General features: G+C 61.2%; 15 protein-coding genes. 5 read left to right on the forward strand and 10 right to left on the reverse strand.

Going from position 1 to position 19,262, the window contains the following annotated elements:
• Positions 1 to 96: 96 nt before the first annotated feature.
• Positions 97 to 1,686, reverse strand: coding sequence for a glucose-6-phosphate isomerase (locus tag ACERK3_05820; GenBank protein ID MFA9477810.1), 1,590 nt, complete (start codon positions 1,684 to 1,686; stop codon positions 97 to 99).
• 43 nt (positions 1,687 to 1,729) lie between these two features.
• Positions 1,730 to 2,218, reverse strand: coding sequence for a hypothetical protein (locus ACERK3_05825; protein MFA9477811.1), 489 nt, complete (start codon positions 2,216 to 2,218; stop codon positions 1,730 to 1,732).
• Positions 2,219 to 2,323: 105 nt separating this feature from the next.
• Between ACERK3_05825 and ACERK3_05830 the strand changes: the two genes are divergently transcribed.
• The gene (locus tag ACERK3_05830; GenBank protein MFA9477812.1) at positions 2,324 to 3,406 is read left to right on the forward strand and encodes a tRNA dihydrouridine synthase; all 1,083 of its coding nucleotides are present in this window, start codon (positions 2,324 to 2,326) and stop codon (positions 3,404 to 3,406) included.
• Between the two features lie 87 nt (positions 3,407 to 3,493).
• A complete protein-coding gene (locus ACERK3_05835; protein MFA9477813.1) occupies positions 3,494 to 3,973 on the forward strand; it encodes a hypothetical protein in 480 nt (159 codons plus the stop codon).
• Positions 3,974 to 4,015: 42 nt separating this feature from the next.
• Here ACERK3_05835 and ACERK3_05840 read toward each other — a convergent pair whose 3' ends face one another.
• On the reverse strand, positions 4,016 to 4,867 hold the full coding sequence (locus ACERK3_05840; GenBank protein MFA9477814.1) for a phytanoyl-CoA dioxygenase family protein: 852 nt from the start codon (positions 4,865 to 4,867) through the stop codon (positions 4,016 to 4,018).
• A 157-nt stretch (positions 4,868 to 5,024) separates the two neighbouring features.
• Between ACERK3_05840 and ACERK3_05845 the strand changes: the two genes are divergently transcribed.
• On the forward strand, positions 5,025 to 5,942 hold the full coding sequence (locus ACERK3_05845; GenBank protein ID MFA9477815.1) for a helix-turn-helix domain-containing protein: 918 nt from the start codon (positions 5,025 to 5,027) through the stop codon (positions 5,940 to 5,942).
• Here the strand turns inward: ACERK3_05845 and ACERK3_05850 are convergent.
• Positions 5,833 to 6,705: an AraC family transcriptional regulator gene (locus ACERK3_05850; protein MFA9477816.1), complete on the reverse strand. Its 873-nt coding sequence runs from the start codon at positions 6,703 to 6,705 to the stop codon at positions 5,833 to 5,835. The genes ACERK3_05845 and ACERK3_05850 overlap by 110 nt on opposite strands.
• 86 nt (positions 6,706 to 6,791) lie before the next feature.
• Between ACERK3_05850 and ACERK3_05855 the strand changes: the two genes are divergently transcribed.
• Positions 6,792 to 8,951, forward strand: a complete 2,160-nt coding sequence (locus ACERK3_05855; GenBank protein MFA9477817.1) for an alpha-N-acetylglucosaminidase — start codon at positions 6,792 to 6,794, stop codon at positions 8,949 to 8,951.
• 5 nt (positions 8,952 to 8,956) lie between these two features.
• Positions 8,957 to 9,748: a glutamine amidotransferase gene (locus tag ACERK3_05860; protein ID MFA9477818.1), complete on the forward strand. Its 792-nt coding sequence runs from the start codon at positions 8,957 to 8,959 to the stop codon at positions 9,746 to 9,748.
• 36 nt (positions 9,749 to 9,784) lie between these two features.
• On the opposite strand, the gene ACERK3_05865 is transcribed toward ACERK3_05860, so the two are convergent.
• The 6 genes from ACERK3_05865 to ACERK3_05890 form a co-directional block, all read right to left on the reverse strand.
• Complete coding sequence (locus tag ACERK3_05865; protein MFA9477819.1) at positions 9,785 to 10,948, reverse strand: ROK family protein; 1,164 nt, start codon at positions 10,946 to 10,948, stop codon at positions 9,785 to 9,787.
• Between the two features lie 88 nt (positions 10,949 to 11,036).
• Positions 11,037 to 12,566: a bifunctional UDP-sugar hydrolase/5'-nucleotidase gene (locus ACERK3_05870; protein ID MFA9477820.1), complete on the reverse strand. Its 1,530-nt coding sequence runs from the start codon at positions 12,564 to 12,566 to the stop codon at positions 11,037 to 11,039.
• 97 nt (positions 12,567 to 12,663) lie between these two features.
• Entirely contained in the window at positions 12,664 to 13,449 is a 786-nt protein-coding gene (locus tag ACERK3_05875; GenBank protein MFA9477821.1) for a prepilin-type N-terminal cleavage/methylation domain-containing protein, read from the reverse strand.
• 460 nt (positions 13,450 to 13,909) lie between these two features.
• Positions 13,910 to 14,872, reverse strand: a complete 963-nt coding sequence (locus ACERK3_05880) for a carbohydrate ABC transporter permease (protein MFA9477822.1) — start codon at positions 14,870 to 14,872, stop codon at positions 13,910 to 13,912.
• A gap of 32 nt (positions 14,873 to 14,904) precedes the next feature.
• A complete protein-coding gene (locus ACERK3_05885) occupies positions 14,905 to 17,271 on the reverse strand; it encodes an extracellular solute-binding protein (protein ID MFA9477823.1) in 2,367 nt (788 codons plus the stop codon).
• 129 nt (positions 17,272 to 17,400) lie between these two features.
• Complete coding sequence (locus tag ACERK3_05890; GenBank protein MFA9477824.1) at positions 17,401 to 18,711, reverse strand: PEP-CTERM sorting domain-containing protein; 1,311 nt, start codon at positions 18,709 to 18,711, stop codon at positions 17,401 to 17,403.
• Between the last annotated feature and the right edge of the window lie 551 nt (positions 18,712 to 19,262).

Consider the following 19,262-nt stretch of genomic DNA (forward strand, 5'->3'; position numbering starts at 1 on the left):
TTCTAATTGCTGATTTCTAATCGCTGATTGCATCGGCGTGGGCCACAAATCAGCAATCAGCGATTAGAAATCAGCAATTCGAAACAATCCTCGGCCTCAGGACAGATAGGCGAACCGATTGCGATGGCGGGCGACGTGGCGTTTGTTGGCGGCGAGGTGTTCGAGCAGGTGGAACAGCGTCTCGACGTGCTCCGGCTGCTTTAAACCGGCAGCCAGATCTTCCGGGGAGAACGTGTCGTCCGGATGCTTTTTCAGATAGGCGATCATCTTCTTCTGAAGCTCCAGCACGGAGGCGGCGGCCTTCTTGCCCGCTTCGACGCCGGGCTGGTGGTAGGCGTTGATGTTCACCAGTGACGCATAGAACCCGACTGCTCGCTCATACAGCGCGATCAGCGCCCCGAGCGACTTCGCGTCGAGCTTGTCCAGTGCGAGCGTCATCGACTCTCGGCCGTTTTCATAGAGCGCCTGCCGTGTCCCCTGCCAGAAGCCCAGCAGGTAGTCGCCGCTGCTGATGTCAGGATCGACTTCAAGCATCGGCTGCGTGCCGGGGCGTGGGACGTCCTGCTGAACGATGACGAAGGTGGCGAAGAAGTTGTTCAGGCCTTCACGGAGTTGCTGGACGAAGGCGTGCTGGTCAGTGGACCCCTTGTTGCCGTAGACACTGAGCCCCTGGTGGACAGTGTTGCCGTCGAGGTCAGTCTCCTTGCCCAGGCTTTCCATGATGAGCTGCTGAAGGTAGCGCGACAGCAGCAGGAGGCGGTCTTTATAGGGGAGGATGACCAGGTCCTTGGCCCCCTTGCCGTTGGTCGCGTGATACCACATCAGGGCCATGCGAGCCGCGGGGTTGCGCTTCGTGTTGGTGCCGCGGGTGAGGCGGTCCATCTCGGCAGCGCCGTCGAGCAGGCCTTTGACGTCGAGGCCCTGCAACGCGGCGGGCAGCAGGCCCACTGCGGAGGTCACGCTCGTGCGGCCGCCGACCCAGTCCCACATGGGAAAACGTTCGAGCCACTTTTCCTTCTTCGCCTGCTTGTCGAGCTTCGAATCCTCGCCGGTGATGGCGACCGCCTGCGGCGCGAACTGGAGGTCCTGCCCTTCGAAAGCAGCGCGGACTTCGAGCATGCCGTTACGGGTTTCAGGGGTCGAGCCTGACTTGGAAACGACGAGCACCAAGGTGGACTTCAGCCGGGTCTGGATGGATTCGAGCAGTCGGCGGATGCCGTCCGGGTCGGTGTTGTCGAGGAAGTGGACGCGCATCTTATCGCGCTTCGTGCCCAGGGCATCGGCGACGAGTTGCGGGCCCAGGGCCGAGCCGCCAATGCCGACAAGCATCACGTCGGTGAAGCGGGCGGAGCGTGGCGGGGTGATGACCTTGTCGTGCACCTCGCGGGCGAAGCGGACGAGGCGGTCATTGGTCTCGCGAATTTGCGTGGCGATTTTCTTGTCCGGCGCGAGTTCGGGGGTGCGTAGCCAGTAGTGGCCGACCATGCGTTTTTCGTCGGGGTTGGCGATCGCGCCGGCCTCGAGCTGCTGCATGGCTTCGTAGGCCTGCTGGATGGCGGGCTCCATCTTCGACCAGTACCGCGGGCTGAAGTTCATGCGGGAAACATCGAGATTGATGCCAACGCTTCGGGAGCGTGTCTGATGTTTCTGGTAGCGGCGCCAAAGTTCAGCGGGGTCGTGATCCAAGGGTGTGCTCCTGCGAGTCGTGAGGCATGTTGTGTTGCGGTCATCAGCGTTGGCCGAGTTGATCGCGGCGCGGGGGCATGACGGTCAATCGGTAACGCTGGCTGGTTTCGGGGTCGTAAAGCTCGGCCGAGGTGACCGGCTCGGTGCGGTCGGGCGACAGCAGGCCGGCGGTCGGGAACGCTTCCTGGTAGCGGTTGATGAAATGTCGGAGGCTGAAGCTGTTGTCCACGCCGATGTCGATGCGGCTGATCTCGCGGACATATTGGCGGTTGACCCAGAGCTGCATGTCTTCGAGCACCTCGGGGCTGCGGTTGATGATCTGGATTCGGCCGCCCCGCCGCTGCACGAGGATATCCAGGTCGTCGGCGTGCTCGGCCTGATCCGGGTACGCCAGCGTCGCGAGGTTCTGCGCTCGCTCGTCGTCGACGAAGGTACTGGTGCTGCAACCTGCCAGCAGCAGGCCGACCGCCAGCAGCGCGGCGCTGAGAACGGGCCGAGGGTGGGCTTGTGCGACAATCCGTTTTAAAAACATGCGGCTTTTCCGTGGCCAATCGTGCGAATCAAAGCCTCCATCATGGCGAGCTTGGCGTTGTGAAGCAAACGCGCAGGCCCTCGTGGGGCGGTATAATGACCCCTTATGCCCACAATCGGCAACGTACAACTCGACGCACCCTTTTTCCAGGCGGGCCTGGCGGGCTATTCCGACGCGGCGATGCGGCTGGTCGCCCGGCGGCACGGCTGCCCCTATTGCGTCACCGAGGCGATGCTCGATCAGTTTCTCATCGCCGGCGGCAAGGGGCTCGCGGCAGCGCAACTGAACAACGCCGACCACCCGATCGCCGGCCAGCTCATGGGCTCACACCCGACCGAGATCGCGATGGGGGCGAAGATCCTCGTCCAGCTCGGCTACGACGTAATCGACATCAACCTCGCCTGCCCGGTGAAGAAGATCAAGAAAAAGGCGCGCGGCGGACACCTGATGCAAGTGCCCGACGAGGCGATCGCCATTCTCGACGCCGTGCGGCAGGCGGTGGGCGACGATCGGCCATGCACGGTGAAGCTGCGGCGCGGCAGCGATGACAGCGTCGAGGCCGAGCGACATTTTCACCGCATTTTCGAAGCGGTGATCGAGCTGGGCTACGCCGGCGCGATCGTGCACGGCCGAACGGTCGAGCAGAAATACCTCGGCCCATCGCGGTGGGCCTTTCTTCGCGATTTGGTGCAGCGATACAAGCCCGAGGGCGGCGACGCCCCCCTGCTCATCGGCGGGTCGGGCGACATCTGGTCGGCAGCGGATATCTTCCGCATGATCGATGAAACGGGCGTCGACCTGGTGAGCGTCGCCCGCGGGTGCATCGGCAACCCGTGGATCTTCGAGCAGGCCCGGGCCCTGCAGCGCGGCGACGCTGAAGGCGGCCGACGCTCGCCCACGCTCGCCCAGCAGCGCGGCGTGCTGCGGGAACATTTCGAGCTGTCACTATCGCTGCACGGCGAAAAGAAGGCGGGCATGATGATGCGCAAGTTCGGCATCAAGTTCTCACGGCATCACCCCGACGGCGAGGCGGTACGGCAGGCGTTCATCACCGTCAAAAGCCTCGCCGACTGGGAGGCGGTGCTCGCGCGCCATTACGCCGGCGACGGACCGGGTGTCGATGTCGCCCTCGCTCGGCCGGACGAGGCGGAGCATGCAAGCTGCAACGAACCGCTCGGCGCGACGTGAACCGCCAGGCCCGGCGGGAAACCGCGATCCTCGCTACAATCGCGGCTTGTTCGGACCCGACTTGAACCTGCAACAGGAAATCCAGCCATGATGCGATCCGCGTGGCTATGCGTACTGCTGGGACTGACGACAACGCTCGTCCTCACCGGCTGCGCCCAGACCTATGTCAACATCCCGGCACAGGCGGGCGATGTCGCCAGCCATGACCCCAACAGCTCGAACGTGCGCGACATTCAGGTGCAGGCGATCCGGGTCGTGCTGCGCGATCGGCCGCTCGAGTCGCCGATCGGCATCATCCTGCCCGAAGGCACGGAGCCGCTGTTCACCGCGGCGGTGGCGTCGGACCTGGGCGAAGGCGTCTACGCGCTGACCGACCTCGAAGGTTCGCCGGCTTCGGTTATTGAGGTCGATCAGATCCGTATCCGCGGCACGAGCGCCGAGGTCGACGTCATTCGGCCGCGCGGAACGGAAGGTCGACAGACCGTCACCGTCTACCTCACACGCACGCCCTTCGTCGGCTGGTCCGTCGAACGCACACGCGCCTGGCAGGGCATTATCACTCACTGACCAGCCGGGCACTCACTGGTCACCCGGGCTCGCCTCTGGAACTCACGCGTCATCAAGGCTCCAGATCACGGGATGGTTCTTGCCAGCCATCACCTCGCCGACTTTGACGTCGGAGGTAAGCGCCTGCCAGTTACCCCGCTGGTTGTCGTTCTTCGGCTCGGCGAGCAGCATGTCCTGGTCCATGTAGATCACGGTGTGCACCTTGCGCGGCTGTTCCGTTGTGTTCGGCCCGGCGCGGTGCAATGTCCAGCCATAGTGAAAACTCACCTCGCCGAGGTCATAAGGCTCATAAACCTCGATGAGCCCTTCCTGACGGATGGCGTCGCGGATGCGCTGTTCGCTTTCGTCGCTGATGGCGAGGTCTCGGCCGATGTTTTTCAGGTGGCTGCCCTTGCCGAAACACAGCGGACCCATCTCGGTGGGCACCGGCTGAAGCGGAATCCACGCGGTGACGCTGCGGGCGGACGCCATCGGCCAATACTGTTGATCGACATGCCATGGCGTGAATCCACCCCCGGGCTCTTTGTAGAGCGACTGGTCGTGGTACAGCCGAACGCCGCGCGTGCCCAGCAGTTCGGCTGCGATGCGGGCGATGCGCTGACTGAAGGTGAACGCCTTCGCGTCCGCATCTTTATGCCAGAGGTGGCCGACCTGGATGAACGCCTTGCCGTAGGTGCTGCGTTTCTCCAGCGGCGTGTCTTTGTTGGGGTTGTGATCGAGCGTGAGTCGGGTGATTACGTCGCCGTAGTGGTTGAGCACGGCTTGGTCGAACACGTCCTTGAGCTTGATGAAGCCGTCTTCGCGGAACTGCTTGAGCTGCTCCGGCGTGACGCTGTAAGGCTGGTCGATCAGATCGAGGCCGGCTGGGGCGGTTGGTTGCGATGAACTGGCCATGGTAAGTGCTCCTGGTGCTGGCGGCGGGTTGGTTTCCTGACAACGCGAGTCATCTTCTGTTGATGCACGATCCGCCGCCACGCCACAATTGCCCCGATACTCATACGATTTTGATCATTTTTATGTATTCGTGGATTAATCATGTACAATTTCCGTCATGCAGCCGACGCTTACGCTTCTGCCGCGGTCGCCCGAGCAGACGCTCTACTGTTTTCGCCGGGTCGATAGCCGCTTCGATTTCGACTGGCATCACCACCGCGAATATGAGCTGACGTGGATCGGCGAAAGCCACGGTCGGCGATTCGTCGGCGATGCGATTGAAGAGTATCAGCCGGGCGAACTGGTCCTGCTTGGCCCGCACCTGCCGCACACCTGGGCGTCCTCCGCGCCGGCCGGACCGGATGCGGTGCATGAAGCGGTGGTCATCACGTTCGATGACGACTGGGTGGTCAGTTTCATTGATCACTGCCCGGAATTTCGCGCGGTGTCGTCGCTGCTTCAAGCGGCGCGGTCGGGCGTGGTGTTCGACCCTGAGCGGGTGGCTGCGTTGCGTCCGCGCATCGAGGCGCTGGTCGATCTGCCAGCCACGGACCAGTTGCTTGAGTTGCTCGCCATCCTGCAACGACTGGCGGACGATGACAAAGCCCGCCAACTTGTAAGCGATGGCTATCTTCAACATTCGCGATCGCACGACGCCCGCGCCCAGCGCATGCTCGAACACATCCTCAATCACGTCGACCAGCCGCTGCAACAGGCGGACGTCGCGGCGCGGGTGGGCATGACGCCGGCCGCGTTCAGTCGATTCTTCCGACGCGTGACCGGCCGCGGGTTTGTCGAGTACGTACACGAACTGCGCGTCGGCCAGGCCTGTCGCCTGCTGATCGAAACCGACTGGCCGGTGTCGCGCATCTGCTTCGAGGTGGGGTTTGGCAATCTTGCGAACTTCAACCGCGTGTTTCGTCGACTCAAGGCGATGCCGCCGCGCGGGTTTCGGCAGCGTTTTGCTCAGCCCGCTCCCGCTCGTGACGCGGCGAGCAGCCAAAGTGCTTGCGGTAGTCCCGTGAAAACTCGTTGATCCGCGGATACCCCAGCCGATCGGCAATCTGTGTGACCTGCAACGTCGAATGCCGCAGCAGGCCGCGCGCCATGCTCATGCGGATCTGCCGAATCCGTCGCATCGGCGGCAGGCCAGTCGCACGACGACAGGCGCGGGTGATGGTCGCTCGGCTGCGCCGCGTCATCGCCTGCATCACCGACAGACTCATCGGCTGCGAAAGGTCCTTCCGACAGCGCGTTTCGATTTCCCACCACCACGCGGCGTCATCCGCCTCTGCCGTCACCAGTTCGGCAGGTTCGGCAAGCTCGGCGAGCAATGACAGCACGCGGCCGTGCACGCGCAGTGATCGCTGCGCTTCGCCGAGCGAGCGATCCTGCCAAGCCGTGTGCACCGCGCGGAACTGCTCACGTAGCGACCGCGATGTCCGCCGCACGCGCCGCTCGAACGCTGGCGGCGCGAGTGAAGGCGCGATGACGTTCAACGTCAAAAACGTCCACGGCGCCGACACCACCTCGACATGTACCGATTCATCCTCGTGAAACCAGATCAGATCGCCCGGCCCCAGCGTGTATCGCCTGCCTGCAACGTCGTGCACCGCCGAGCCGACGAGCGTTAATTGCAAAAGATGCCCCGGCAGGCTCGACGCCACCGTCTGTTCGCCCGCCTCCGTGCGTGTCATCTCACGACACAGCAACACCTGTCGCACGGGCGATGCGCCCACGGCCGGCATCGGGTCAACCGCATCATCCTCATGACTCAAATTGCGCACTGTTCGTGACAAACTGCTATTCCCGTCGGCTACGGTTCGCATCACAATAGACACCACTTTCATTGAACCCGCGACTGCTCGCAAGCGTCTTCTCTGCCATGAGCCAACCCAACCCGACCGCCGATGCCCCCCTGTCGCTGCTCGCCCTGACGCGGCGCCTGCTGGGTGATTATGCCGCGAACGTGCGATTCGAATCGTCGACCGAGGTCGGTGCCCATGCGTTCGAATGGGAGCCGGCGGCAAACGATATCGTCATCCGCGGCCGAACGGGTGTGGACCAGGCCCGCGGGCTCTTCGATTATCTGCGTGAATCGGCCGACGCCTGCCTGACATGGGAAGGCGATCGGCTGACCCTGCCGCCGCGCACGCCTCGGCCGGGCGTGCGGCGAGGCGAAACGGCGCTGCCCTACCGCCATTATCTCAACCAGGTCACGTTTGCCTACTCGACCGCGTGGTGGGACTGGCCGCGATGGGAGCGTGAGATCGATTGGATGGCGTTGCAGGGTATCAACGCGCCGCTGATGGCCGTGGGGCAGGAAAGCGTCTGGCAGGAAACGTGGCGAGCGTTCGGCGTGAGCGAAACAGACCTGGCTCGCTACTGGACCGGGCCCGGCTATCTGCCGTTTCACCGGATGGGCTGCATCGACACGCACGCTGGCCCCTTGCCCAGGCGGTGGATCGATCGGCAAGCGAAACTGGCAACGAAGATCCTCACGCGCATGCGCGACTATGGCATGACCCCCGTGCTCCCCGCCTTTGCCGGCCACGTCCCCGAAGCGCTCCGCCACATCCGCGCCGATGCGAACATCACACAATTGCAACCCTGGGCCGGCTTCGAGGGCACTTGGTTTCTTGACGCCGCCGACCCCATGTTTCACGACATTCAGCGAACATTCCTTGCCAACCTCGTCAATCAGTTCGGCACGGATCACCTTTACGCTGCTGACCCGTTCATCGAAACCGCCCCAACCACTTCCGACCCCACTGCATTGAGCGAGCTTGCTCGGGGCATGTTGCAAAGCATGACCGAGGTGGACGCGGATGCTCAGTGGGTGCTCCAGACCTGGCCGTTCTCTTACATGAAAGAACACTGGGGCCCGGAACAGGTGCAAGGCTTTCTCGCCGGCATCCCGCGCGATCACCTGCTGCTGCTGGACCTGTACTGCGACGTCACCGAGTTGTGGCGAACGTTCGACGCGTTTCACGGCAAGCGATGGCTCTGGTGCGCGGTGGACAACTTCGGCGGCCGGGGCGGCAGCATCGCCTACGGCCGCATGGACAGCCTCGTTCAACGCTTCCACGATGCAAAGCAAGACCCCGTCCGCGGCGAGCTTGCCGGCATGGGCATCGTCTGGGAAGCGATCGAGGAAAACGCCGTCATCGCCGACCTTTTCATGGACGGCACGTGGGAGGCCGAGCCAACCGATCTCTCGCAGTGGCTGACCAACTGGGCTCATCGCCGCTACGGCCAGCCACACTCCGACGCCGTCGCCGCGTGGCAACTGCTTCGCAAGACGGTTTACGCCGCGCCGCGATCGCTGGAGACCACGCCTTACCCCGCCCTCTGCACTCGGCCGGACCTGGTCGGTGCGCGACCGCTTGATGATTGGTACGACCCGGCCGATCTGATCGCCGCCGTGTCGCATCTGCTCGCTGCCGCGCCGGCGGTGGGCGACGAAGCACTTTATCGGCACGACCTGGTTCGCATCACGCTGCGCGCCTTGATGCGCGTCGGCGACGAGCAGGTGGCCCGACTGCGCGACCGACTGTCGGCAAGCGACGCCGCCGGTGTACAGCAGCAAGGCGAAGCGGTGCTCGCGTTGATCGCCGCGGCCGAGCGACTGGCCGCCACGCAGCCGACGCTGCTGCTTGGCCGATGGATCGCCTCGGCTCAGCAATGGGGCGACACATCCGCCGAGCGCGACGCACTGGCGCACAACGCCCGGCAGCAGGTGACGACATGGGGCGGGCCGATCCTCACCGACTACGCGTGCAAGCCATGGGCCGGGCTGTTTCAGCCGTTCTATGCCGAGCGATGGAAGCGATACATCGACGCCGCCCGCCGCGCGTGTGACGCCAACCAGCCACTCGACCTCGCCCGGCTCGCCGAGCAACTCGCCGAGTGGGACAACGCCTGGCTGCAGCAAAACCACACCCCTCCTGCCGATCCGGTCGGCGATCCGCTGGCTGTCGTGCGCGAAATTCATCAGACGTTTCTACAACCAGCCCACAGCGCCTTCGCGGGCACAAAGGAGTAACACCGTTGGCAAAGGTCTACTACATCGGCGACTGGGCCATCCAGATGGGCCCGATCTATGCGGAGACACCTTTCAACTACGCGTGGAAAGGCACGGATCTGATCAACTACGGCCAGTGGCTCAAAGACGCCCTCGCTAACGCCGACCAGCACGACGTCGCCAGTGTCCCCACATGGGACTTCTACCGCCTTCCACCCGGCGGATACGAAGATGTACTTGAATCGCATGACGTGATCATCTTTTCCGACGTTGAAGCCAAGAACTTCCAGCTTGATCCTTCCTTCTTCCAGCGTGAACGCTTCGGCAAGCAGGTGCTCACCTTTCCCGATCGCGTTCGCCTCACCACCGAAGCCATCCGCCGCGGCAAGGGCATGATGTTCCTCGGCGGTTGGCTGAGCTTCAACGGTGAAATGGGCAAAGGCGGCTGGGGCCGTACACGACTGCACGAAGTTCTGCCCGTCACCTGCCTCGAACACGAAGACCTCGTCGAAAGCACGGAAGGCTTCACCGCCGTCGCCGAGCAACCCGACCACCCGATCCTCAAGGGCATCGACCTCGCAACGCTGCCGCCGATCCTCGGCTACAACCGCGTCCAGCCGCGCGAAGGTTGCGACATCATCGCCCGCTGGCGCGAAACCGGCGACATCATGCTCGCCGTCGGCAAGGTCGATCGCGGCCGCGTGCTCGCCTACACCTCCGACCCAGCGCCGCACTGGGGCTGCAACTTCGTGTTCTGGGAGCAGTATCCGCGCTTCTGGGAAAACGCCCTCGCCTGGACGCTCGGCGAAACCGGGTGAAAGGCATGGATACAAATGCAACCCACCATCAACGCTCTACGTCCGCTTCGCCGGCTGTGCTTCGGGCGGCAGGTAGATATTCTGCCGCCATTCCTCGTAATACGTCGCTGCCAACGCCAGCCACCCTGCCGCCTCCACCGGGCTCGGTGCCGGGCTGGACGAAATATCCAGATGCACACGACCAACCAGGCCCGGCAGCATCTCCCTGCGCACGCGCTGCGCCAGGTAACTCTGCGCCAAGCGCGGCTGCAACATCTCACCGATCAGAATCACACGGCTCGGCCGAATCAGGTTGATCGCATTCCCCAACGCCATCGCGAGGTAATCGAGAATCATGGCCACAGTCGGGTCATGCCCGTCAAATGTCGCAAGCCGATCGGTAAGCGTGCTGTCGGCCGCCGCGTCTTTTTCATCGCGCGATCGCATGAAGCGCGTGCTGAAAATGCACGCCAGGCAACCCTCCCGCCGACAGTGGCAGCGGTCGGTCTTCACGTCGAAGCGCATATGGCCCAGTTCATTGCCACCCGTCACACAGCCGCGGTTCGGCTTGCCATCCACAAGCATCGCTGCGCCGATCGCGCCATCGCGCACGCTCACCAGCAGCGAGTCTTCCTCTGCCGATGACGAACCGGTGAGCAACCGCTGCGCCGCGATCGCGTGCATGTCATTTTCCAGAATCACCGGACACCCGTTCGCCGCCTGGTAGATCGGGTCCAGGTCGACCATCAACTGCCCCGGCGCCGCCGCACTGAGCACCAGCTTATGTTGCACCGGATCCATCAGCCCAGGCAGGCTCACGCCCACCGCGCTGACCTGGTCGGTCATGGCACGTTCAAGAAGATCCTTCGCGTCGGTCACCACCGCTTCCGATCGACTGACCTTGCGCGACAGCGTTCGCCCGAGCACTCGGCCGTAGGGCGTCAGATACCCCACACTCACCCTTCCGGGCTCGATCGCCAGCCCGAGCACGCCCCATCCAGAATCGTTGATCTCGACCGGCACAGGCGGCCGACCTCGGCCGTACGCCGGCTTCGACTCGTTCTGCTTCAGCATCCCGCGGTCGATCAACGCCGACACCGTCGCGCTCACCGTGCTCGGCCGAACGCCGACCTGCTCGTGCAGCTCCCATCGGCTCAGCGGACCGTCGCAATACAATAAACGCAACAATCGGCTTTCAAGCGGGCCGGGCAACGTCGCCATGGGATCTCCTGTTGACATACCTTCATCATAACACCATCAACCCGTCTGCAACCTCGTGCAAAGGGGTGATCCATCCCCCTCCGACCCATCAGTCGGCCGACGAAAGGTACGCTTCCATCTGCACGCGCGGCTGCAGCTCGCCCGTCAACGGTGCGTGGCCGCGAAGAAACTCGATCGCCGCATCACGTACCACCGGATTCTCTGGATCATCATCGACAATTTCGACACCTTCCTTGTCCAGGACGTAATCCTGGATCACGTGTGCCGCCGCGACAACGGTATACATCTGCCCATCGTCCAACGCCGTGCCTCCCACGCGTATGTCGTCATCATGCACCTCCATGCCCGACAGATGCAGCGGAAACGACTCGCCATCGAATGCCTGCTCCACCATCGTCCGCAGGTTTCGCCCAGGCGTTCGTACGACGATCATATGCTGCCGGGTATAAGCACCCATGATCCGATACAGATCGCGCGTCAGCACCGGCCCAGCCTCCAGCCCCGCCGCCCGGAACTGCGTCGAATGGAACAGCCCCACATCCGCATCCGCCCACGCCCGTACCGCGTCCGCCAGCAGGTTGCCAAGCGGCGTCTCCCGATCCGGCGCACCTTCGCCAGTGATTGGCGATGTCGCCGTCGTCAACGCTTCGTCCAGCGTCGGCCGGGCCCGTTCAACGTAAGTCTCATACGCCGCCACAACCGCCGGGTCGTCCGCGGTGTCTTCCGTTACGGCAATCAACTGATGGTCGGGAAAGCTGTAATCCTCCCAGCCCGTCGGCTTGTCCACACCGCCATGGCCCCACCACTGCTCGTCTCGACCGTTGATCGACACGACACCCTCACCCGGCTTCACCAGCATGTCCACTCGGCCAAGATGAAACGCATGCGGCCCGGGATGCAGAATCAACGTGTCATTCACATACCAGGGCTCCTGAATCGTCCGATGCGTATGCCCTCCCAGAATCGCATCGATCCCGGACACCGCCTCCGCGATCTCCTGATCAAACCGATGCCCCATGTGACTGACCAGCAGTACCACGTCCGCCTCGTCGCGCAGCTTCTCCACCATCTTCCGAGCCGTCTCGACATGTTCGAGAATCTCAATGCCCTCAAGCGTGCGTGGATACTGATAGACCGCAGTGAAATGCGTATTGAGCCCAAACGCCGCGATCTTCACACCGCCCCGCTCAAACCAGACCACGTCTTCCATGTCGTACCACGCTTCGCCGGTTTCTTCGTCGACGAAGTTCGTGCCGAGCATGGGGAATTCAAGTTGGTCTATAAACCGTTTCAGCGTTTCCTGCCCGAAGTCGAATTCATGATTGCCTAATACGGTGATATCGAACTCCAGCGCATTCATCGCGTCCGCAATAGGCAGTCCGCCGAACATGTACTGCTCCGGCGAGCCGTTGATCACATCACCGCCATCGGTCAGCAACGTGTACGGCATCTGTTCCCGCACCTCGTGTACGAGCGTGCCAAGCTTTGCTAGTCCCTGCGGTTCGTCCGGGAAATAGATTCGCCCATGCAGATCGCAGACGTGGAGGATGGTGAGCACCACCTGTTCCGAATCATCGTGATCCTGGTCCGCCACAACCGGTCCAGTCCCGAGAAGCATCAAGCAAAGCATAAGGCCCGCCGTTGTGAATCGCTGTGTCAATACCATGGATGTCTCACCTTGATCAAATGATTACCATCGTCAGAATATCACCGCATCAATCCTGCAATCCGCGCACATCGTAAAGAGCGTAATTGTCGCCGTCGCCCCATATCTCTTCGCCGGACTGCCGTTCTGCATGACCGTCGAAGAACAGAATGTTTGCGCCACGCTGGTGCGGGTATCGCTGGTACAGCGCCCCCCCCGCCTGGGAACGCGTCTGGTCACCGTAGACGTCCCACCCATCAACCGGGTTGACATGAACGGCGCTATAGACTGTGAAAAACTCGTTCGCCTCAGTCAATTGCAAACGACGTGAAGGACTCCTGATTTCACCTTCGTGGTGAATACGCCACCCGTTCCATCCCACACCGGGGAGCGAATCGCTATTCATGGCGTACATGAAGTTGATCGCGTTGTTCAACTGAATCGCAGCGTGGGCATCAGGGCAATGCAATGTCCAGTTACGCTGCCACGCACCAACTTCGCTTTCCCAGCCGCTCGGCGGAGAGGACATTCCAAGCGATTCGCGTACCGAGGGAATGTTAAAGTACGTGTAATAAGTGTAACCGACCCCGGATCGCCAGTTTGGATTCGTGTTATTGGGTGAGCGTACGGGAATCTGGTAACCATCATGGTCGGTCGCGTAGATCGCGTTCGCGATGCCAATTTGTCGAACGGTACTCATGCACTGAACCGCACGAGCCGTACCGCGAGCCGCCCCCAATGCCGGCAGCAAAATTGATATAAGAAGAGCAATAATGCTAATGACGACTAAAAGCTCGATGAGCGTGAAGCCCGCATGGCTTGTTCGAGCGATCGTTGCATTCGTTTCTCGTGTCATTGTGATATTCCATTTCGCCAGAGGTCCGATCCGCCACAATAGGCGAACGTAGTCAGAAAGATGACGCCTTCCCCGGCCATATCCATCCTGATGTAGGCACTTGTTCATTGATCTTGCCGTTGGTGACACCATGCGTCGAAAGGCTGTTCGGCGGATTTTGTTGAAGATCCAGGCATTCGAACTCGCACCTGAAACAGAGCACGCTACAACTTCCTTTCAAATTACCGCACGCCGCAGATTGGATCAAGAGAAAAACGACTAATTTTTCACTGGACGTGAATTATTTGGAGGGCGACCTCTTACTCATGGCCGCGAACCCGCGGTAACGACGTATAGACTTGTTGGTTAATGGTTTACTGTCGATGATATCGTCGTTTCGGAACCTGATAATGATGGATTTAAACTCGCGGCGAGTTCGTGTGTGGCCGTATTAACGTATTCTTGACAACAAATCTTTCCGTCATTCCTTCAATCCCGTCCCGGTAACGCTCTGAACGAAATAGCGCTGCGCTGCGAAGAAAATTGCCAAACATGGCAGCATGGTCAGAAAACTCGCCGCCATCAATTCGTTCGCATTGCGCACGCCGTATTCGCTGTTGAAGCTATTCAGCGCGAGCGCAAGCGTCTCCTTCTCAGGCGAGTTGAGGTAGATCAATGGGCTGAGGAAGTCGTTCCATGTCTGCATGAACGTGTAAATCGCCACGATGGCGATCACCGGCTGCGACAGCGGCAGCATGATCCGCCAATAGATCGTCCAATGCGACGCACCATCGATCCGCGCCGCTTCGAGCAGGCCCTCGGGAATCTGCGCAAAGAACTGACGGAACATGAAAATGAAAAACGGTTGCCCCAGCATCGCCGGGATAATCAACGGCAGCAACGTGTCAATCAACCCCGCCATTCGAAACAGCAGGAACAGCGGAATCATGGTCACCTGCGGCGGCAGAAGCATCGTTGCCATCATGACCGCAAATAGCGGCCCCCTGCCGCGAAAACGAAACCGCGCAAAGCCGAACCCTACCAGGCTCGACGAAATCACCTGCCCGACAATGCAGCAGAACGTCACGACGATCGTGTTCGCCGCCGCGTTGGCGAAATTCATCTTCCGCATCGCGCTGGGGTAGTTCTCCCAACGCGGCTGCTCAGGAAGCAGTGCAGGCGGCGCCTGCATCGCCTCCGCTTCAGTCTTCAGACTGTTGCTGACCATCCAGAAGAACGGTGCGAGCATCAGCAGACTGCCCATCACCAGCAGGCTGTAAACCAGCAGCCGGTGCCGCCCTTTACTCGACAATTTCCATCGATTTCGTTCAGGCGATGGACGCGACGGCGGCGCAGGCCCCAGACCGACCACGGCGCTCGGCGGCGCGGCGGTCGGCCCCGTCTGTCCAGGCGGATGCGGAGGTGTCTGTGTCGTGCTGTTCATTGTCTTTTCACGTTACAACGCGGCCACGTCGGCTAACGCATGCTTTCGTAATAGACCCACCGCCGAGACCAGTAAAACAACGCCATCGTCAACCCCCCAAGGAAAATAAACAGCACCCACGCCAGTGCACTGGCATACCCCATGTTGTGCAGTTCAAACGCTTGCTGATATAGGTTGAGCACGTAAAAACGTGTCGCATCCCCAGGCCCGCCGCCGGTCATCACGTACGCATGCGTAAACACCTGGAACGAGCCGATCAACCCCATCACCAGGTTGAAAAAGATCAGCGGCGAAAGCATCGGCAGCGTCACCGCAAAGAACTGCCGAATCGGCGACGCGCCATCCACCCGCGCCGCCTCATACAGCGACATCGGAATGCTCTTCAGTCCCGCAAGGTAGATAATCATCGCACCGCCGACCCCCCAGAGGCTCATCAGCACGAACGCGGGCACGGCCCACACCTCCGCGTCCACCCCGAACCAGTCCGGCGGTCGCAAGCCGACCACTCCCAGCGCGGGTGATAGCAGGTTGTTAAGCAGCCCATATTCCGTATTGAATATCCACAACCACAGCGTCGCCAACGCCACACCTGTCACAACCGACGGCACGAAATAAATCGTTCGAAACACCGCTATCCCCGGTACGTTCTGGTGCATCAACAACGCCACCGCCAGCGCAAGCACCTGGCCTACGGGAACGACCAGAAACGTGAAGTACAGCGTCACCCACACCGACGTGACAAACGTGCCATCAAACCCAACCATGTGTCGAAAATTGTCCAGCCCCACAAAGCGCGCCGTCTCCAGCGGCGCAAGCGCGCTCCACTGCGTGAACGACAACATCGCTGCAACGAGCACCGGCCCCACAGTCAGCAGTACGAATCCTGCGATCCAGGGCATGACGAACATGTAGCCCGCCCGCTCTTCACGCCACGCGATCGAGGTCGGCCGCGTGCGATACAGATAACCCACGACCAGCACCGCCCCAACCACGCCCGCGACGCCAAACACCCAACCCAGCGTGGTCCAAGGCATCAACGGGTGATCGCGCTGACGCAAGGGCGATGCGAGTTCGCGATCCCACCGCTCCGCCACCGCTGCCGCTGCCTGTGCGGGCGTTGTCCGTCCGAGTTGAAGCGATTCACTCATTCGGCTTTCGAGAATTTGCTCGAACTGACGCTGCGGCGGATTCTGCATCAGCCGACCGTGCGACAGCGCGTCCAGAAACGCAGCCGTATTGCTCGGCTGCTGCCCGTCATCCAGAAACGCATCGCTCTCCGCCAGCGATTGCAACGCCGGAATCGCCAACCCCAACTCCGCGTTCAACGCCTGCCCTTCCGGGCCGCTGAGATAACGAATGAACTCAAACGCTTCTTCAGGATGTTCCGTCTGCGCCGCGGCCACCCACGCCACGGTGAAAATAATGGACGCCTCCGATGTCTCATGGGGCATCGGCACGACGTCCCAATCGAAACTACTAATCGCACGATATCGCGGCGTCATCCATCGGCCGAGCGGGCCGATTGCTCCTACGCGACCGGAGTAAAACAACTCCCCGCCATCCTGCGCCACCCCCGTCGCATTGAACACGCTCCGCTGCTCGAATCGCGTTCGGCGAACCATCTCCAACGCACTTTGAACCCCAGGCTCATGCAGCCGCAGGTCGTGGAAGTCGATGCGACCTTCGTCGTCCGTACCGAAAAATTCGCCGCCATAGCTCCACACGATGTTTCGCAGCAAGCCCGCTGTGACGAGCACGCCGCCGTAGATCCGATCGCCAGGCGTGGACAGTTCTGCGATCTGCTGCATCGCCTGTTCGTATTCGTCCCACGTCCATCCGTCGTACGGCACAGGCAGGCCGGCACGCTCGAACAAATCGAGGTTGACATACATCACCGTCGTCGAAAAGTCCTTTGGCAGGCCAAACAACGGCCCCGTACCGATCTGATGGCCGTCATAGCGAAACGCATCGAGCAACTGCGGATAGAAATCATCGACCCATTCCCCACCCGGCCGATTGCGTTCACGCTCGACAAAATCATCAATCGGCAGCAGCAACTCGTGCTCAGCGAATTGCGGAAGGTAGTTGTAGTTCAGGTAGAACACGTCCGGCGGAGCATCGCCGGCGAACATCGTCTGGAGTTTCGTGTAATAGTCCGGCGCACTGATTGGCCGGATGCGAATGTGCGGATGCTCCGCCTCAAAACGGTCCAGCAGTCGACGCAACACCTCAGCTTCTTCCGAACCGCTGTAGTGAAGCACGGTGAGCACAACCGTGCCCGCCGGTTCGGTCAGCCCCCAGTCCCGTGCAGTGCGTACGCCCACGTGGACGAACGCCCACACGGTGATCAAAACCGCTAAAACACCGAGCCCGTATCGACATGCCTGCAAAATTCGCATGAACAAACACCATCGCCCGACCACTCGCCAGCTACGCCATGGCACGCAACGCAACGTCTGCCCGGCTCCGGCCGCGTGAAGGCGTTGGCCGGCGGTCAGGCCAGCCAACGCAAGAAACAATTCTACCCACTACGCCGTCGTCCGCCGTCGCATCATGACGCCAAACGCGCCCAATGAGAGCAGCGCGAGCGAAGTCGGCTCGGGAACAAGGTGCACGTAAGCCTTCTCGGCACGGAAAGCGCCCGTCAACACCGTGTCGCCATGCACAGAAATCGCGGTCCCCAACCGATCATTTGCGACCAGGTCGTCAGGCACGACCTTGGCAAGTTCATTCCAGTCTCCTGCCGAGTCGCGCTGGAACAGATAAATCGCACCCGAATTCGTGCCGGCGGCGTCCGTGCGTTTCGCGCCGACGCTGATGATGTCGCCGTGGATATCAACGGAGTATGCGAAGTGGCCTCCCACCTCCCAGTCAGAGGCGAACAGTTGTGCGGTTTCTGACCACTCGTTCCCGTCGCGATCAAACACGTAGACCGAACCGCGCTCAAAGTCGCCGTCATCCTCCGTGCCATGACGGAACGCTCCGACGACGGCCGTGTCGCCGCTGATCGCCATGTCGTGGCCGAACGATTCGTTGGCTTGCGGGTTATTCGGAGCAAGTTCGCCCGCTTCCGTCCAATCACCATCCTCGTAATGGAAGGCGAAAACCTTACCGTTGCTACCCGACCCGCCCCACCGGTTTGTGCCTACCAGGGCGACGTCGCCATCCAGCGCACTCTTCATGCCCAGCCACGAGTTGGCGGCATGCTCGGCCGGAGCGAGCATGGCCTGCTCAACCCACTGGCTGCTCACTTCATCATATTCGTAAACATACGCAGCACCGGAATTCGTCTCGTCGCCGGCGTTGGTCAAACGAGCGCCAATCACCGCACGGTCACCTTGGATTGCAACGGAACTGCCGAACTGGTCGCCCTGAGCCACGTTCGCAGGGGCGAGGATCTGCGTTTCACTCCATATCCCGCCGTTGTTTTGAAAGATGTACGCCTGGCCGGACTGCCCGCCAGCCGCACCGTCGGCTCGCAGAGCCCCGACGATGGCGGTGTTGCCATATATATCCACCGACCCACCGAACTCGTTGCCACCGGTCATATCAGAAGCGGTCAATTCCCCGGCCTGCGACCATACGCCATTTGCATCACGGCCGAAGACATACGCCGCCCCCGCCACGGCATCGGGGTTACCAGCGACGTTGGGGTAACGAAACGCGCCAACGATGGCCGAGTCACCCCACAGCCCCGTGCTGAAACCGAACCAGTCCGGCCCCGCCGGGTCCTCTGCAGCAAGCGTTGCTTGCTCTTCAATGTTCTGTGCGACGGCTGGGACGCCTCCGCCTGCCAGCACCAGTCCGCCCAGTACGGCCAACCATGAGGATCGCCTCACGGACACCCCCTCGACACGACGTTCATCGGTTCCGCTTTGCCTTACGCTTGGCATGTTCCAATCCTTTCCTCTTCGTTAGAAACCACAGGCCCTCACTCAACTCCGAGTTTCAGACGACGACGCGACGCCTGGACATGATTTGTTAAGCAGCGAAGAGAGACGTCAGACTTGTACTTCACACCTTCAGAACCTTCGCCTTACGTCGAATCCAAAAGCAACCAAGCAGGCCGGCGAGAAAAACAGTCATTTACTAACAGAACATGAAATAAATGATAGATCGCCTTCAATTGGCAATATAGCATGGCGGGGATGTAACTCAAGACTTTACCAAAGTGAAATTTTTCCTCCGGAGACAAGGGTGCTTCGTAAATTACTTATATAAAATCTCTTATGGCCACATAAAATTAGGGGTTCGGCGGGATTAATTTCTGACTGGTCGTCAGTAAACTGTGGGCGATTCAAGCATTTTCGATCCGACGCAGCCCGCTGGGGTTGATTCGGGATTTCTATTGAACTTAATTAACGATTCGTTAATATATGGAGTGTTCGGC

Source organism: Phycisphaerales bacterium AB-hyl4 (assembly GCA_041821185.1).
In the GTDB taxonomy this organism is placed as follows: domain Bacteria; phylum Planctomycetota; class Phycisphaerae; order Phycisphaerales; family Phycisphaeraceae; genus Natronomicrosphaera; species Natronomicrosphaera hydrolytica.

Excerpts from the sequence above, each read along its gene's own strand:
- ACERK3_05835 (MFA9477813.1), top strand. The coding sequence starts at position 3,494 with ATGATGCGATCCGCGTGGCTATGCGTACTGCTGGGACTGACGACAACG.
- ACERK3_05830 (MFA9477812.1), top strand. The coding sequence starts at position 2,324 with ATGCCCACAATCGGCAACGTACAACTCGACGCACCCTTTTTCCAGGCG.
- ACERK3_05840 (MFA9477814.1), bottom strand. The coding sequence starts at position 4,867 with ATGGCCAGTTCATCGCAACCAACCGCCCCAGCCGGCCTCGATCTGATC.
- ACERK3_05855 (MFA9477817.1), top strand. The coding sequence starts at position 6,792 with ATGAGCCAACCCAACCCGACCGCCGATGCCCCCCTGTCGCTGCTCGCC.
- ACERK3_05845 (MFA9477815.1), top strand. The coding sequence starts at position 5,025 with ATGCAGCCGACGCTTACGCTTCTGCCGCGGTCGCCCGAGCAGACGCTC.
- ACERK3_05885 (MFA9477823.1), bottom strand. The coding sequence starts at position 17,271 with ATGCGAATTTTGCAGGCATGTCGATACGGGCTCGGTGTTTTAGCGGTT.
- ACERK3_05825 (MFA9477811.1), bottom strand. The coding sequence starts at position 2,218 with ATGTTTTTAAAACGGATTGTCGCACAAGCCCACCCTCGGCCCGTTCTC.
- ACERK3_05880 (MFA9477822.1), bottom strand. The coding sequence starts at position 14,872 with ATGAACAGCACGACACAGACACCTCCGCATCCGCCTGGACAGACGGGG.
- ACERK3_05870 (MFA9477820.1), bottom strand. The coding sequence starts at position 12,566 with ATGCTTCTCGGGACTGGACCGGTTGTGGCGGACCAGGATCACGATGAT.
- ACERK3_05875 (MFA9477821.1), bottom strand. The coding sequence starts at position 13,449 with ATGACACGAGAAACGAATGCAACGATCGCTCGAACAAGCCATGCGGGC.
- ACERK3_05865 (MFA9477819.1), bottom strand. The coding sequence starts at position 10,948 with ATGGCGACGTTGCCCGGCCCGCTTGAAAGCCGATTGTTGCGTTTATTG.